The 15759-nt window shown below is 61.2% G+C and carries 17 protein-coding genes; 10 read left to right on the forward strand and 7 right to left on the reverse strand.

Going from position 1 to position 15759, the window contains the following annotated elements; genetic code table 11:
• The 5 genes from Q1A91_RS20965 to gspL form a co-directional block, all read right to left on the reverse strand.
• A partial coding sequence (locus Q1A91_RS20965; RefSeq protein WP_299882277.1) for a penicillin-binding protein activator occupies positions 1 to 848 on the reverse strand: 848 nt, incomplete at its 3' end.
• 37 nt (positions 849 to 885) lie between these two features.
• Positions 886 to 2091 carry a type II secretion system F family protein gene (locus tag Q1A91_RS20970; protein WP_299882279.1) on the reverse strand — a complete coding sequence of 402 codons (1206 nt, stop codon included), beginning with the start codon at positions 2089 to 2091 and terminating at the stop codon, positions 886 to 888.
• Positions 2088 to 3500 carry a GspE/PulE family protein gene (locus Q1A91_RS20975; RefSeq protein ID WP_299882281.1) on the reverse strand — a complete coding sequence of 471 codons (1413 nt, stop codon included), beginning with the start codon at positions 3498 to 3500 and terminating at the stop codon, positions 2088 to 2090. Before Q1A91_RS20975 ends, Q1A91_RS20970 begins: the two co-directional genes overlap by 4 nt.
• A 71-nt stretch (positions 3501 to 3571) precedes the next feature.
• On the reverse strand, positions 3572 to 4018 hold the full coding sequence (gspM, locus tag Q1A91_RS20980; protein ID WP_299882283.1) for a type II secretion system protein GspM: 447 nt from the start codon (positions 4016 to 4018) through the stop codon (positions 3572 to 3574).
• On the reverse strand, positions 4015 to 5175 hold the full coding sequence (gspL, locus tag Q1A91_RS20985) for a type II secretion system protein GspL (protein WP_367278702.1): 1161 nt from the start codon (positions 5173 to 5175) through the stop codon (positions 4015 to 4017). Before gspL ends, gspM begins: the two co-directional genes overlap by 4 nt.
• 74 nt (positions 5176 to 5249) lie before the next feature.
• Here gspL and gspG point away from each other — a divergent pair, with 74 nt between their 5' ends.
• From gspG to Q1A91_RS21025, 8 genes are read left to right on the forward strand one after another with little or no spacing between them, the layout of a single operon-like run.
• Positions 5250 to 5726, forward strand: a complete 477-nt coding sequence (gspG, locus tag Q1A91_RS20990) for a type II secretion system major pseudopilin GspG (protein ID WP_299882285.1) — start codon at positions 5250 to 5252, stop codon at positions 5724 to 5726.
• Entirely contained in the window at positions 5723 to 6214 is a 492-nt protein-coding gene (locus Q1A91_RS20995) for a prepilin-type N-terminal cleavage/methylation domain-containing protein (RefSeq protein ID WP_299882287.1), read from the forward strand. Before gspG ends, Q1A91_RS20995 begins: the two co-directional genes overlap by 4 nt.
• A 10-nt stretch (positions 6215 to 6224) precedes the next feature.
• Complete coding sequence (gene gspI / locus Q1A91_RS21000) at positions 6225 to 6590, forward strand: type II secretion system minor pseudopilin GspI (protein WP_299882289.1); 366 nt, start codon at positions 6225 to 6227, stop codon at positions 6588 to 6590.
• Positions 6587 to 7453, forward strand: coding sequence for a type II secretion system protein N (locus tag Q1A91_RS21005; protein WP_299882291.1), 867 nt, complete (start codon positions 6587 to 6589; stop codon positions 7451 to 7453). The genes gspI and Q1A91_RS21005 overlap by 4 nt, the downstream gene beginning before the upstream one ends.
• Positions 7454 to 7456: 3 nt before the next feature.
• Positions 7457 to 9370, forward strand: coding sequence for a type II secretion system secretin GspD (gene gspD / locus Q1A91_RS21010; RefSeq protein ID WP_299882293.1), 1914 nt, complete (start codon positions 7457 to 7459; stop codon positions 9368 to 9370).
• Positions 9371 to 9400: 30 nt separating this feature from the next.
• The gene (locus Q1A91_RS21015) at positions 9401 to 9964 is read left to right on the forward strand and encodes a sigma-70 family RNA polymerase sigma factor (RefSeq protein WP_299882295.1); all 564 of its coding nucleotides are present in this window, start codon (positions 9401 to 9403) and stop codon (positions 9962 to 9964) included.
• Positions 9961 to 10617 (forward strand): anti-sigma factor, encoded by a 657-nt coding sequence (locus tag Q1A91_RS21020; RefSeq protein WP_299882297.1) that lies wholly within the window; start codon positions 9961 to 9963, stop codon positions 10615 to 10617. The genes Q1A91_RS21015 and Q1A91_RS21020 overlap by 4 nt, the downstream gene beginning before the upstream one ends.
• Before the next feature lie 40 nt (positions 10618 to 10657).
• Positions 10658 to 11377 carry a hypothetical protein gene (locus Q1A91_RS21025; protein ID WP_299882299.1) on the forward strand — a complete coding sequence of 240 codons (720 nt, stop codon included), beginning with the start codon at positions 10658 to 10660 and terminating at the stop codon, positions 11375 to 11377.
• 41 nt (positions 11378 to 11418) lie between these two features.
• Here Q1A91_RS21025 and ppsR read toward each other — a convergent pair whose 3' ends face one another.
• Both ppsR and Q1A91_RS21035 read right to left on the reverse strand, forming a co-directional pair.
• Positions 11419 to 12846 (reverse strand): transcriptional regulator PpsR, encoded by a 1428-nt coding sequence (gene ppsR / locus Q1A91_RS21030; protein ID WP_299882301.1) that lies wholly within the window; start codon positions 12844 to 12846, stop codon positions 11419 to 11421.
• On the reverse strand, positions 12843 to 13649 hold the full coding sequence (locus Q1A91_RS21035; RefSeq protein WP_299882303.1) for a hypothetical protein: 807 nt from the start codon (positions 13647 to 13649) through the stop codon (positions 12843 to 12845). Before Q1A91_RS21035 ends, ppsR begins: the two co-directional genes overlap by 4 nt.
• Before the next feature lie 248 nt (positions 13650 to 13897).
• Here Q1A91_RS21035 and bchF point away from each other — a divergent pair, with 248 nt between their 5' ends.
• Positions 13898 to 14386, forward strand: a complete 489-nt coding sequence (gene bchF, locus Q1A91_RS21040; RefSeq protein ID WP_299882305.1) for a 2-vinyl bacteriochlorophyllide hydratase — start codon at positions 13898 to 13900, stop codon at positions 14384 to 14386.
• Positions 14383 to 15675 carry a ferredoxin:protochlorophyllide reductase (ATP-dependent) subunit N gene (locus Q1A91_RS21045; RefSeq protein WP_299882307.1) on the forward strand — a complete coding sequence of 431 codons (1293 nt, stop codon included), beginning with the start codon at positions 14383 to 14385 and terminating at the stop codon, positions 15673 to 15675. Before bchF ends, Q1A91_RS21045 begins: the two co-directional genes overlap by 4 nt.
• Positions 15676 to 15759: the final 84 nt, after the last annotated feature.

Consider the following 15759-nt stretch of genomic DNA (forward strand, 5'->3'; position numbering starts at 1 on the left):
GCCCGGTAGGTGGCGGAAAGCCGGTTGAACTGAACCGGATCGGGCCCCACAAAACAGGCCTTGTCGAGCCGCACCAGCGTTGCCGGGGGCAATCCCGCCCATTGCAGTGACCCGATGGTCGTGACCCCGGTCTGCACGGCGGCAATTGCCTGCTCCAGCGTCTTGCCGCCCGATGAGGGCACATAAATGATGTCGGGCGCTGATCCGTTGCCCACAGCCGCCATGGCCTGCTTCATGCCTTCAGGCGTGGTGTTTGCCGGCACCGATGGCAGTGGATCAACCCGCGCCTTTCGCGCGCCGCGGGTCAGGGCCGCATGCGCGCGCGGCGCAAGGGCACTGGCGGTTTCAAGCATCGTCACCCGTCTGGCACCGCTTTGTTTTGCAAAGCGCAGAACGGCCTGGGCCGATTGCGACGGTGTCACACCAAACACCCAGGCCCCCGTCTTGGCCAAAGCCGCGTCGTTCGACAGGGTCATCACCGGGACACGTCCCGCCGCCTGCACCACAGATGGCGTCTGGTCCCGAAAGAGCGGCCCGACGATAACATCTGCGCCCTTGGTGAGCGCGGTTTGGGTGGCTGCGGCCGCTGTCTGTGCGGTCTCCCCGCTGTCAATGACTTCGGTCCGACCCCGCTGGCCGGAAAGATCCTCAACCAGCCAAACCGTTTTGGCCATCTGCTGACCCAAAGGGGCGCGTGGCCCGGAAAGGGGCAGCAGCAAAGCCACGCGATTTTTTGCACGCTCCGGGCTGCGCGTTGGAATGCGCCCCTCGCCGCAGGCCGCTAAAACGGACAGGGCCATCAGCCCCGCACCCATTTTTCGTCGGCTTGGTCTGTGGTCATGTGTCATGGTTATCCTCCATTCCATGGACAGTGATTGCGCGGGCCTACCCCACAAGCGAATTCAGATTGACGATGGGCATCAGGATGGCGAGCACCAGCAACATCACCACGCCCCCCATCGCCAAAAGCACCAAGGGCTCCACAAGCCCGACAAGCGTCTTCACCCGCGCCTGCAAATTCTCCGCCTGATCGTCAGCGAAACGCCCGAGCATCTGGGGAAGCCGCCCGCTCGCTTCGCCACTGGCGATCATGGTGATCATCATCGGGGGAAAGTCCTTTTGCCGGGCAAGTGCGTGTGACAATGCCACGCCATCGCGCACGTCTTGCACAACGGCGCGCAGGCGTGCGCGGGCCACACTGTTGGCAACGGTTGAGGTGGCCGCCCCAAGGGCATCAGCCAAGGCAACACCGCTTTGGGTCAGGGTGGCAAGTGTGCCGGTGAACTGCACAAGCGTCATCTGGCGGCTGAGGCCCAGCCGCCAAAGCATCCCATCAATCCCGCTCCGCGCTGCAGGCCGCTGCGCCGCCACAGTGCCCCCTCCAACGACAGCTGCAATGCCGCCAAGGATGAGAAATCCATGACGGGTCAGACCATCACTCACCGCGATCATAAGCTGCGTGAGCCGGGGCAAATCCGCCCCCCGCGCCGCGAAGACCCGCACGATGTCCGGCAGCACAAACACCAGAAGTGCCAGGATGACAGCAAGCGAGACAAGAATAAGGATCGCCGGGTATATAAGCGCAAGCGCAATGGTCTGCCGGTTCCGCTGTCGGCTTTCAACATGCTCTGCCAGACGTTCGAACACCGCACCCATACGCCCTGCCCGTTCCCCCGCTTCGACGGACGTGAGGAAGTAGCGATCAAACCCCTGCCATTGCAGGCTGAGCGCCGCACTCAGACTTTCACCATCCATGATCGACTGGCGCAGGCTGATGCAGAAGCCTTTCAGGCGCGCGCCGCTCTGCCCCGCAATCGCAGCCAGCGCAGCCTCCACCTGCACACCGCTGCTGATCAGCGTGGCCATCTGCCGTGTGAAGACGGTGAGATCCGCAATGGAAAGCCCCCTCGCCTTGCGGCCAAGAAGCTCCCCCGCAGGCAGCGCAAAAACGCCCCGCGTCTCTGCGACATCCATCGGAAGCAACCCACGCCCCCGCAATACAGCCCGCGCGGCGGCCGGATCACTGGCTTCAATCACCCCTGTGGAATACCTTCCCGAAGGGTCAGCCGCGCGGTACCGAAACCGGGTCACGCACCCGCACCAGAGGCCACATCAAAAACGACACGCGCAACCTCTTGCGGTGTTGTGAGACCCGCGCGCACCTTCTTGACACCATCCGCCAAAAGCCCCGCCCCGTCACTTTGCGCCAGGGCGGCCAGCTCATTTTCCGGCGCACCTTGTGCAATCGCCTGTTCCAGCGGCGGCGTGATACAAACAAGATCATAAAGCGCAATACGGCCCCTGAACCCGGTCCCGTCGCAGCCATCGCACCCCGCCCCGACCTGTGTCTTCTCACCCACGCTGAGCCCGCCTTGCAGGAGCGACGCTTCTGCCACGCTCAAGGGGTGTGGACCGGCACAATCCGGACAGATGCGCCGCACCAGTCGCTGCGCCAGTACCCCGCGCAACATGGGCGCAAGAAGGAACCGTTCAACACCCAGATCAATCAGTCGCGCGATGGAGCCGATGGCGGTATTGGTGTGAAGCGTCGAAAGAACCAAATGCCCTGTCATCGCGCTTTCCACGGCGATCCGCGCCGTTTCACCATCGCGGATTTCGCCGACCATGATCACATTTGGGTCCTGTCTGAGGATCGCACGCAGGCCGCGGGCAAAGGTCAGATCTGTTGCTGTGTTGACCTGCATCTGCGAAATGCCCGGAATGGCATATTCAATCGGATCCTCAATCGTCATGATGTTGGTTTCCGACCCGTTGAGCGCATCCAGCCCGGCATAAAGGGTCGTTGTCTTGCCTGACCCTGTCGGCCCGGTGACAAGCAACAGACCGTCAGGTCGGCGCAACATTCTGGTGAAGCTTTCCAGCGTTGCAGGCGCCATGCCCAACGTCCCGATGCCTGCGCGGGTCTGACTGCGGTCAAGCAGACGCATCACAACCCGCTCCCCATGCTGGGCGGGGATCGTGGAGATCCGCGCATCCAGATGAAACGCTGCCACCCGAAGGGAGACGCGCCCATCCTGCGGCAGACGTTTTTCGGCAATGTCCAGATTGCCCATCACCTTGATGCGGCTGATCAGTTGCGGCGCGAGTGCGCGATTGGATGTCAGCGCTTCGCGCAGCAGACCGTCGACCCGGAAGCGTACGACAAGCCTCTCCTCCTCCACCTCAATATGGATATCGGAGGCACGGGCACGGATGGCTTCCAGCAGCACGGCATTGATCAAACGCACCACCGGCGCATCTGCGCGCTGATCAAGCAGATCATCCACCGCCGCAGCGCTGTCAGCCAGCGCGGACAAATCAGCAGACGATGCGCCTGCATTTGCCTCTTCGGCAGCCCCTGCCGCCGCGCTTGCGCTGTCACGGTACGTCTCTTCCAGCGCCTGCCGAAATGCCTTTGATGACACCCATCGTGGCGTGAGACAGCGGCCTGAAAGGCGCTGCGCTTCGGCCAGCGCCGACAGGGGTGTTTTCCGGGTCATCAAGCATGTTGCACCATCACCGCTGATGATGATCTCATGGGTTCGGGCGAAGGCGTAGGAAACAGCGGGCATCATCGGCTCTCCAACAGGAACCGCGCCGATACGACACCCGGCTCAGGGCGGCGCCCGATCTCTGCGGACAGAACGCGCACCCGGTCCTGCCCCGTCAATTGGTCCAGCCATCCAATCATCGCGGCGAAAGGCACGTCATCCAGGGACACTGCCAAAGCTGAAGCGCCCTGTGGATCCAGTCTGCGGATGTCCAGCCCTGCCCGCCGGGCACTGTCCGCCACCCGGTTGCGCAGCGGTGGAAGATCGGCAACTCCGTCCACCGCAGGCGCGCTCGGCAAGACATCAAGTACGGAAAGTACGATGTCGATCTTGCGGAGATAGGCAAAGCTGTCTTGCCGGCTTGCCATGGCCGGAATGACACCCATCTGAACACCACCAAGGACGCCGATGACCAGCGCACTCCCTTTAAGAAGCATCCGCTCACGAAGACTCAACGCGCGCTTCATCCTGACGGCCTCACAATAATCTCCATCTCAGCACGGCCATCCGTGCGGGTCGCAGCACCGCTGGTGACGGTGAGGCCCTTGGCCTGAAGTTTCATTTCCGCCTCTTGCAACGCGCCAAGATCGCTTGCCGTGATCAGCACTGACAGCGCACCAGTGGCGTCATCGTACCGGAGGTCCCGAAACGTCAGGGAGGCACCGGACGCGAGCCCGGCTGTTGTTGCGCTGAGCAGCGACAGAAAGGGATCTGCGCTCTGTTGGGGCGGTAGGGTCCGGGTCAGGCGGGCCATGATCACATCGGTGGGTTGGGTGATCTTCCACGGGTCAATCCCGCGTTCAGCAAGCCGCGTCTCGACAGTGGCCGCACGTGCGCCTGCCACTTTCGCCAACGCCATCGCGTCCAGCTGGACCAACCCAAGCTGGGCAATGCAGGTGGCCCCGCCGGCAATCAGGGCAAACCGCCCCAAACGCCGCCATTCATGGTGATGCAGCCGATGGGATGCTGGCCGCAAATCCATCTTAAGAAGCGCCGGATCAAGAACGGGCGCATCTTCAATCCGCCGCGCGATCTTGAGGCCAACGGGTGGTGTGCCATGCCACAGGTGCAACTCGGGCCGTCCCTGCGCCCGCCAGAGGTCTGCCAGAACATCTGTCCGAAGGGCGATGCCGCCGCCATCTGCAAACCGGAGATAGGCACATGCCTCTCCACACCAGAGCGACCAGGCATCGGTGTCAAAGGGGGGCGGCACGGCCAGATAATCTGCCAAAACAGGGCCGGGTGCCGTGCTGGTTTCCAGCGCAACCTCAACAAGTCCCCTGTCCACAGCCGCGCACAAGTAGAGCCCTTCGGTCATCTCCGGCCCCAATACCAGTTGCGTTTCTTCAAGGCTGGCGCCAAGGACCGGCTCCGCCGCGAAGGGCAAGGCAGCGCGCCGTTGGCGGGCAGTCTTCAATGGCAAAGGCACACTGAGAAGATGCACCGCGGCACCCGGCAGAACATGGGGGGATGGGCAACCGGAAGCCGCGGCAAGACGCGCAAGATGCCCTGCAAGGATCGGGTCGCACGCCAAAAGCCCTGGGTCCGGGCACGGTGCGACCAGTGCTGTGGACCGACCTGGGGGACACGATCCATCATCCATGCTAACATATTGATTTAGCATATTTATTTTCCTTTACGGGGCGAAAATTCGCGCCTATGTACCCTGAGATACGTCAGTCGAAAGGAAATAGTTTCATGGACCAGACACACGCAGGCCTGTGCAGATCTCAACACGAACGACAAGGCGATGCCGGGGTCACCCTGATCGAAATGATGGTTGTCCTTGTGATGATTTCGATCGTTGCAGCCTTGATCGTACCAAATGTCATTGGCCGCCCGGATGAAGCCCGCGCCACGGTTGCCGGAACCGATATGCGCTCAATTGCGAATGCCTTGCAGATCTACCGGCTGGACAACGGCAGCTATCCCACAACCGCGCAAGGCCTTTCGGCCCTGGCCAAACGGCCCGTCAGCCCGCCGCTGCCCCGCATCTGGCCGGAAGGTGGCTATCTGCCTGATGTACCGGTTGATCCCTGGGGGACACCCTATGTCTACACCGCAACCGGCAACCAGTTTGAGCTGACATCGCTGGGCGCGGATGCGGCCCCCGGCGGCGACGGCGCAAATGCGGATATCCCGCTGCGTGACCGGGTGGCGCGCAACGACACATGAGACAGCACCAGCCTGCGCACCGCCGACGCGATGCCGGCGTCACCCTGATCGAAATGCTGGTTGTTCTGGCGCTTTTTGCTGTGGTTTCCGGCGCGGTCGTGATGTCCCTGCCTTCAGGCAGGGCAACCACCTCTGCCGAGGTTGGTACAGCAGCGTTTGTCTCTGACCTCAACCATGCGGTGAAGCTGGCCTTGTCAGAAGGGCGCGGGTTCGGGATCGCGGTGGAGGACAACAGCATCCGCTTCCTGCAACGGTCTGATGAAGGCCCATGGCGTGCTCATCTGAACCCCGATCTGGCTCAGGTGAAACTTTTTCCCGCAGGGGTCCGTATCTTTGATCAAGCGCGCCGTAACGGGGTGGATTTTGTGGTGTCAGCAAGACTGCTGCCAGACCAGGAACACCCGCTGCGTGTGAGGTTCGGGGACGTCAGCACGGGCCCAATTGTCACCTTTGACGGGCTGGCAGTCACGGTCGAGGACGACAGGTAAGGAGGGACAGATGCTTCGGGACACACAAGCGGGTTTTACGCTGCTGGAAACGCTTGTTGCGCTTGCCGTTCTTGCTGTGTCGGCGTCTTTCCTGTTGTCCGCCACCGAAAGCCATACCCGCAACACCGCAGCGCTTTCAGACCGGATGATCGCCTTGTGGGTCGCACAGAACAGAGTGGCGCAGATCGAGGCAGGACTTTCCCGGCAACCCGGCAGCATCACAATGGCAGGTGCATCCTGGCGCATTCGCACTGCTGTCACGGGCACATCCGACGCAGATCTTTTGCGGCTCACCGTCGGGGTCGCACCCGAAGGGGATCCCGGTGCGACGATGGCCAGCTTGACCACTTTCATCGATGCAAAGCGCCGCCCATGATCAGATGGCGGCCCTTTGTTTTGCTCCGTGTTGGCATTCTGGCCGCCTGTGGCCTGTCGATTGCCATGGTTGCCACGCCTGTTGCACGGCACATGGCGGGGATTGTCCTGCTTGAACGGCAGCCCACACCCCGCTTGCCGCAAGCGGCACCCGCTGCATCAGTGGACATCACCCCGATCCTTGCCTTTGTGCCATTCGGACGGACTGCACCTGCGGCACTGCCATCAGGCACATCTGACCAGACACCCCCGGATCTGCGGCTGAAAGGCATCTTTGCCGCCACATCCGAAGGCTCTGTTGCGATGCTTGAAGTGGATGGAGAAACCGCGCTCTACCGCGCCAGCCAGATGGTGACAGATATCTACGAACTCACCCTGATCGGCGCGGATTTTGTTGAGTTGTCGAGCCCGCAGAAAACGATCACGCTCTACTTCGATGATGCCCAGATCACCGACACCCGTCCCAAAGAAAAACCCGGCGAGGACCTGAATGCGCGCCTGCTGGAGCAGATCAGCGCAAACCTCGTCATCCCGGCCCTCTACGAAAAACCCGCCGCGCCGGAAACGACGTCTGAGTATATCGACTACTGGCGCAACCGCATCCGGAAGAACCCCCAGGCCGTGCTGGATGAAATCGGTCTGACACCCACGCGGGATGGCTATGTCATTGCCTCGAAACATGACGTGGGTGTGCGTCTTGCCGGGCTGAAGGCGGGCGATCTTGTGCGCACGGTCAACGGTCAACAGGTCGGCAATCTGGAAGATGACCGGCGCTTCTATGACCGCGTCGCGACCAGCGGGCAGGCGCGGCTTGAAATTGAACGGGGTGGCAAGATGCTGACCCTTTCCTTCCCCTTGAGGTGAAACATGAGACTGCTGCGTGTCCTTTTCCTGCTGTGCCTGATCGGCTGCCCGCCTGTTTGGGCGGCGGATGATGACGCAACCTACACCATCAATCTGCGCCAGACGGACGTCACCATATTGACCGAACAGATATCCGACATCACCGGGCGGACCCTGATCGTGCACCCTGATCTGCGGGGCGAGATCACGGTTGTTTCAACAAACCCGCTGGATGCGGCCGGGGCCTGGGAGCTGTTTCAATCAATCCTGCGGGTGCGCGGGTTTCATGCGGTCCAGAGCGGCGCAATCTGGCAGATCATTCCACTGGACGCGGCCCGCGCCGCAGCACAGGTGGTGGCAGAACCGGGTGCGACCGGCAGTCAGGATTTCGTGACCCGCACCCTGCCCCTTCAAAACCTGCCGGCCACCGAAGCCGTGCGCGTGCTGCGCCCGCTGGTCGCCAGTTCCGGGACAATTGAAGCGCTGGAAAACCCGAATGCCATACTGATCACCGACACCGCTGAAAGCGTGCAAAAGCTGATTGACGTTGCACTGGGGCTCGACCGCAACGAAACCCGCGATTCCCGCGTACTACAGTTCCGCCATACACAGGCAAGTGTTGCGGGCGCGGCCATTGTCGAGGTGCTTGGCGTGAACCCGAACGGTGCGCGCCTCTCTGTCGATCCCGGCTCAAACACCTTGCTGGTGCGCGGCACGGCAGAGCAGTTGGAAGAAGTCGAGACGCTGGCCCGGTCCATGGATGTGCCCCCTGTCCGCAATCCCCAGGTGGCGTTGAACACACGGGTGTTTCCCCTGCGCTTTGGTCAGGCGGAGGAAATCGCAGCGATTCTGAATGCAACGCTCAGCGGGAATGGCACTGCCGTGACAAACGCCGTTGCGCAAAACCTTCAGCAAGAAGGGCTCGCAGCCGCAGCGCCCGCTGCGGAGGCCAAAGACGTGACTGTTGCCGCCGATGTTGCCCAGAATGCCATCGTTGCCCGCGGGACGCAGGCCCAGCTTGATGAGGTCGCCGCCCTCTTGCAGCAACTCGACCGCAAGCGCGCGCAAGTCCTGATCGAAGCCGCCATTGTCGAAGTCTCGGGCGAAACGGCGCGGCGCATCAGTACGCAGCTGGGTTTTGGTGATCTTGCCCCTCCCGGCGGGTTGGCCGCGACCTCATTCAGCAACGGCGGCGCTGGCCTCGGTTCACTGCTGGCGGCCCTTGGTGCGCCGAATGCAGCCCTTGTCACGGCAGGCGGCAGCCTGACCTTGGGCGGCGGGGATTTTGGCCTGCTGGTGCAGGCGCTGAGCCAGAACACCAGCGCAAACCTGTTGTCCACCCCCTCGCTGATGACGCTGGACAATCAACCTGCCTCTATCGTGGTGGGTCAGAACGTGCCGTTCCGCACCGGATCATTTGCCACTGACGGCAATACTGTCCAACCCTTCACCACGATCGAACGCCGTGACGTGGGGCTGACCATGAACGTGCTGCCCCGGATCAATGACGGTGACACCGTGCGGCTGGACATTAGTCAGGAGGTGTCTTCCCTGGTCAATGCCAACATTGAAGGGGCCGCCGATCTTGTCACCAACCGGCGATCAATTCAGACAAGCATCCTCGCGCAAAGCGGCGCCACTATCGTGCTTGGCGGTCTGATCACCCGCGACGACCTGAAAAGCCTGCAAAAAGTGCCGGGTGTCGGGGACGTGCCGATCCTTGGTGAACTGTTCAAATCCCGCGGCCGCAACAGCACGCAGCGCACATTGTTTGTCTTTCTCAAACCAACGGTGATGCGGTCAGGGCAAAGCCTGAAGGCAACATATGACGCCCGGCTCAAAGCCCTTGACCGGGCGCGGACAGCAACACTTGAAACACCCAAAATCCAGTCACAGGCAACCAAACCTGTCAGACTGGAACTCGGTGGTATCTACTAATCAGAGAGACATATTGGGGGAAAATCAGTTTTGAACCGGACACAGCCCGCACAACCCGATCTAGAGAGCCTGATCGCACGTGTCGCACTGCGCGACAGACGCGCCTTTGATCAGCTTTATGCCGATGCCTCTGGCAGGTTATTCGCCGTTGCCTTGCGGATCATGAAAGACCGCGCCGAAGCCGAAGATGTGCTGCAAGAGGCCTTCATTCGCATCTGGCAGAAATCCGACAGCTTTCGCCCCGGTCAGGCAAAAGCCATTTCATGGCTCATCACCATCGTGCGCAATCTGGCCATCGATAAACTCCGCGCGCGGCAGATGCCCGTGGCCCCGATGGAAATGGCGCAGGACATCGCGGACGAAAACCCCACGCCCGAAGCGGAAGCCAGCAACACCGAAGTCCGCGCCCAGCTTGATGCCTGTCTGGAAGAGCTTGAAGTGAACCGCGCCGAGGCGATCCGGTCTGCCTACATCGAGGGCTATTCCTATCAGGAACTGGCAGCCCGTTTCGACACACCCCTGAACACCATCCGCACGTGGCTGCGGCGCAGTCTGCTTCGGCTGCGTAATTGTCTGGAGCAGACCTCGCCATGACTGAATCAATGCCCACCCCGGACGCAGATGACGCGCTGGCGGCTGAATACGTGCTTGGTGTTCTGGACGACACCGAACGACAAGCAGCCGCACAGCGCGCCCGGACGGATGCCGCGTTTGCCGCCAGAATATCAGTTTGGGAAACCCATTTGGAAAACCTCAACAACGACTACGGCACGCAGGCCCCGCCAAAACACGTGAAGGTTCAGATCGACCGCAGGCTGTTTGGCGCCCCGCCACGGCGCGGGCTGAACTGGATTGTGACCGGGCTTGCGACGGCTGTTGTGCTCCTTGGCCTGTTCCTTTTCCAGACAGATCAGTCACCGCAACCCGATCTGCGTGCGCAGTTGAAAAGTGACGGCTCGGCCTATGCGTTTTCTGTTGCGGTTGACCTGGACGACCGCCTGCTTGAGATGGTGCTGACTGCGGGCGCGCGCCCAACAGATGGCACGTTTGAACTGTGGTTGATCCCCGAAGATGGCGCGCCGCAATCGCTGGGCATCTTCGCCTCTGGCGATGCACTCACCCTTGCGCCGCAGGTCCGCCTGTCTGCATCCAGCACCTTGGCCGTCAGCCTTGAACCTTCCGGCGGATCCCCAACAGGGGCCCCGACGGGTCCTGTCCTGGCAGTTGGAGTGCTTGCAGATGTTTAAAGCGTTTCTGAGAATTCTCGTTCTAAGTCATTCTGTTGCGATGACCGCCCATGCGCATGAGTTCTGGGTTGAACCCGACCGGATGATGATCCCGGAAGGCGGTGTCATGGCGCCGGTTCTAAGGATCGGAGAGCAGCTTTCGGGAGAAACTTACCGGTTCCAGCCCCAGGCTTACGCCCAAGCCATCTGGAGCGGTCCGGCTGATCAGGTCGATTTCAGCCGCTGGCCGCTCTCCGGGCCAAAACCGGCATTCCGCGCCTTTGCCCCCGGACTTCACAGCGTTGCTGTCGCAACCTTTCCCCAAAAACTCACCTACGCGACACCGGACGATTTTCGCGCGTTCCTTGTTGAGGTCGGGCGGGAAGATCTATGGCCATGGGAGACGGCCAGCCCCGCAGCACCGATCCAGATCCGGGAAACCTACCGCAGATATGCCAAGACAATTGTCCACTTCACGGCACGAACGGGCATGGATCGCCGGGTCGGCCTGAGACGTGAGTGGGTCTGGGACACAGACGCCTTTGTGCTGTTTGACCGGGAAGCCCCGAAAGCAAACCAAAAGACCAAGGTTACATGCCGCGCAGGGCCGGCCCCTCAAGCCGTGACTGAAATCCACATGGTGACAGGACAGGACGGAACGATCCGGCCGGTTTTGCCCTCCGGCGGTCGGTGCCTGATCAATACTGTTTTCATGGAGAAGGACGCCGGACAGGACATGTGGAAGAGCGACTGGGTATCGCTGTTCCTGTTGGTGCCCTGAAGAAAGGGTCTGCCACAACACAAGACGCGGCTGAGCCTGCTTTAAGAGTGCTCTTCCGGGTCTTTCTTCAGAAGGTCGTACTTGCGCAGCTTCACATACAGCGACTGCCGCGAAAGCCCCAACATCTCTGCTGCCGCCACGCGGTTGTTCGAGGTCAGCTCGACCGCAGTTTCAATGCACATCTTCTCAATCACATCTGTGGTCTTGGCCACGATGCCCTTGAGCGTTTGTGACCCGATCAATTCAATCACCGACCTCATGTCGACATCGGTGATCTGCTGGCTGGACTTGCGCACCATTTCCGCCCGGCTTGCATCACGGACCACCATGGCAAACACTGTCTCTTTGGAACCCGTAAGCCGTGCAGTCGAAATCTCCACCGGCACTTCAACGCCGTTCTCACCAATCAGGCGGGTCGCATAGAGCCGCATCGCACCGGTCCGGGTCGCATTTTCAACGATCACGTTGAAATCAACCGATCCACGGCCCAGGAAATCCGTCAGGACGCGCCCTTTGACCGCCTGCGCATGCACGGCATCCGTCAACCGCAGGAAAGCCTCGTTCGCGCTCAGGATCTGTCCCGCCTTGCTGACGAAGATAATTCCGTCCGTGCTGCGCTCAAACAACCCGGTCAGTTGTTCATCCAACACATCGGAGCGGACGCTCGCGCCCTCTTCGTCCATGATCTGGCACAGCAACATCTGCTCACCCGTGGTCCGGAACACTGTCGGGCGCAGAATGAAGGCCCGTCCTTCAACGGTGCGCACCCTCACCTCCCCGCCGGACTGGCTGGAGGCGATGCGCGTCAGCGTTTCAATCATCGTGTAATCGCCGGGCGTTTCCAGCATCTCTGCAAGGTTCGCGCCAACAAGATCACCGCGTTGCTTGTCCAGCATCGACATCGCGGCGGGATTGCAATCGACAATCTCACCTTGGCTCAACGTCACAAAAAGCGTGCCGCGGTCGGTCGCGGCCATCAGCACGCGGAGGCGGGTTTCATATTCCCGCTGCGCCTCATAATCCTTTTCAAGCGCGATCTGAGCCGCCACAAGCTGCTGCTGCATTTCTGCGACGGGGCGCAGATCCTGGCCCAGCATCAAGATCGCACCATCCGTACCGATCCGGTGAAAGCTGTATCGCATCGGGAATTCCTGCTGCGCGCCATTGGCCGAATGGTTCAACTCAATCGGCCGCACCATCGCGCCGTTCCCTTCAAGGAACTCAGCAAAGCGGTCTTCGAACTTGGGCAGGGATTCAACGGTCAGATGATCCCGCAGGGATTGCCCTTCCCAGCGTGACACACCGGAGTGCATCTTGAAGTTGGGATTGCTCAACACGCCCAGAACCGTACCGGTGCTGGATACCACAAGCGCCAGATCGGCAATCCGGGAGATAATCTCCGACACGATCTCCGGTTCGATCATCGGGATCAGGCCGCTTGTCCAGGTCATTTCGCCCTGAGACATCATGCCCGCATCTCCACCATCGCCATATCGCCGGTTGCGACGCGGTCGGTGAGGGCCTGCTCACAAAAGGCCATCGCGCCACCCAGGCTGCTGGTCACCATATCTGCCCCGGTGAAGGATTGAATGTCTGCCACGTGTTCCAGAATGCTACCGCCGATAATCACCGGCGTGCTCCGGCTCATTGCTTTCGCAGAATCCACTAAATCACGCAGCGGATCAAGACACTTCCTGCCCGACCCTGACAACATGACCCCGGCATAGTGGCCGGTGGTCAACGCCGCTTTCAACTTTTGCGGGGTCAGCTCATACTCCAGCAAGACCGGCGCGCCCCTGTGGCGCAACTGCCCGGCAAGAACGGTTGCGCCAAGGGTGTGTTGAACCCCATCGGGAACCCCGACCAGATACCCCGGTCGGCCATGCAAACGCGCACCGTCCAGAACACCCCAATCGGCTTCCATCCGGCGCAGCAATCCTTGCAGCCGCGCGCAGCCGATTGTGACCGCACCAAAAGCCAGCTTGTCCGTGCACCAAAGTTCCCCCAGACGCTGCGCCACTGCAGGGATATAGTTTTCCGCAACCTCCGCATGGCTGATACAGGCCCGGCGCATATCGCGCAGAACCTCCTGCATCCCCGCCGGGTCCGGCGCAAGGACAGCTGAAGACAGGTGAGAAACATAGGTTTCGAGGAGTTTTCGACGGGCCTGAGCCTCCCGTAAATCAGGTGCAAGCAGGCTGATCGCCTGCAAGGCAATCCGGTTGACCTCATGCGAGGCCAAAGACTGCGCTGGGTCGGTAGGTTCAGGCATGCCTTCCTCCCTGACACTCCAGACGATTGTCTGTTAGAAAAGTAAAAAACCAGTCACATGGTCCAACAGCGACACTATAATGTCAAATCAAATTGACAGAATCAAGGCGATCTCCGGAGAAGCCCTTATTCTATAAGCGGAACGATCATTCTGCGACCTGTCTAGTTTGCAAACAACCTGTAAATTAAAATTGACACTTTTGTGCTTTCCTGCCAGATTTTGGACAGACATTCGCGTCTGGGGGAGCCATGACAGACAGTACAGCCACACCTGCCAGCCACCACCCGCTCTATACGCCGGACCAAAGGGCACGGCGGGATGGAACGGTTTGGACCCTTGTGCAGGGCATCCTCGCACCGGCGCAGTTTGTGGTGTTTGTCGTCTCCCTCATTCTGGTTCTGCGCTACCTGTCGACGGGCGACGGATATGCGGCGGCAACAGCCTCCATCCTGGTCAAGACAGGCTTTCTCTACCTCATCATGGTGACCGGTGCGATCTGGGAAAAAGTCGTTTTTGGTCAATGGCTTTTTGCGCCTGCCTTTTTCTGGGAAGACGTCTTCAGCTTTGCCGTGATCGCCTTGCACACTTTGTACCTCTACGGGCTGATCTGGGGCGGCATGCCGCCTGAAACCCTGATCGCAATCGCGCTGGCAGCCTATGCCGCCTACGTCGTCAATGCGGGCCAGTTTGTGTGGAAGCTCAGACAGGCGCGCCTGCAGGCGGAGGCCGCCGCATGAACGATCAATTCACGCCCCCGCCAACCCCCGGCTGCCGCAATGCACCGATTCTCAAACAGCGTGGCCAACGGGAGGTGTTCTGCGGGCTGACCGGCATCATCTGGCTGCATCGCAAAATCCAGGATGCCTTCTTCCTGGTCGTCGGATCACGGACCTGCGCACATCTGCTCCAAAGCGCGGCGGGCGTGATGATTTTTGCGGAACCACGATTCGGCACGGCGATTCTCGAGGAATCGGATCTGGCCGGTCTGAACGACGCCCATGCGGAGCTCGACAAGACGGTTGAGCAACTTCTTGCCCGCCGTCCCGACATCCGGCAACTGTTTCTGGTGGGCTCCTGCCCCTCCGAAGTGATCAAGCTCGATCTCAGCCGCGCGGCAGAACGCCTGACCCAGCAATTCGCGCCCGCCGTGCGCGTGCTGGAATACTCCGGCTCCGGCATCGAAACCACCTTCACCCAGGGCGAAGACGCCTGTCTGGCCGCGATGGTGCCTGTCCTTCCTGCCAGCGATGCACGCGAATTGCTCGTCGTCGGCGCGCTGCCCGATGTGGTGGAGGATCAGATGCTCGCCCTTCTGGACGGTCTGGGCGTCGGCCCCGTGCGCGTCCTGCCCGCCCGCTCCATCGACGCAGAAGTCGGCATCGGCCCCAACACCGTCTACGCGCTCACCCAGCCGTTCCTCACAGAAACCCACGCCGCGCTTGAGCGCCGTGGCGCGCAGCACCTCGCCGCACCTTTCCCCTTCGGCGACGAAGGCACAACCGCATGGCTGCAAACCATCGCCGACGCATTCGGCGTCAGTGCTGAGACGTTCGCCGAAGTCACCGACGCGCCCCGCCGCCGTGCCCGTGCCGCCATCGCGCAAGCTTCTGCACCGCTGAACGACAAATCGGTCTTCTTCTTCCCCGACAGCCAGCTTGAAGTCCCCCTCGCCCGTTTCCTCACCCGCGAATGCGGCATGTCGGCCGTCGAAGTCGGCATGCCCTACATTCACGACGCCATCCATGGCCCCGACCTCGATCTGCTGCCGGAAGGCCCGCAGATCTCCGAAGGACAGGATGTGGACCTGCAACTCGATCGCTGCCGCGACGCGCGCCCCGATCTGACCGTCTGCGGCCTCGGCCTCGCCAACCCGCTGGAGGCAGAAGGCCTCTCCACGAAATGGGCCATCGAACTCGTCTTCACACCTGTCCATTTCTACGAACAAGCCGGCGATCTGGCGTCCCTCTTCGCCCGCCCCCTGCGCCGCAAAGCGATCCTCAAACATGAGGGGGTAGCCGCCGAATGACCCTCCCTCTTTTCTCCAAAAATATCCCGGGAGCGCGAGGGCTGGCCCTCGCATCCGACACCCGCATCACCCACAGGACGCGCA

The sequence above is a fragment of the uncultured Sulfitobacter sp. genome (genome assembly GCF_947500075.1).
Lineage (GTDB): Bacteria > Pseudomonadota > Alphaproteobacteria > Rhodobacterales > Rhodobacteraceae > Sulfitobacter.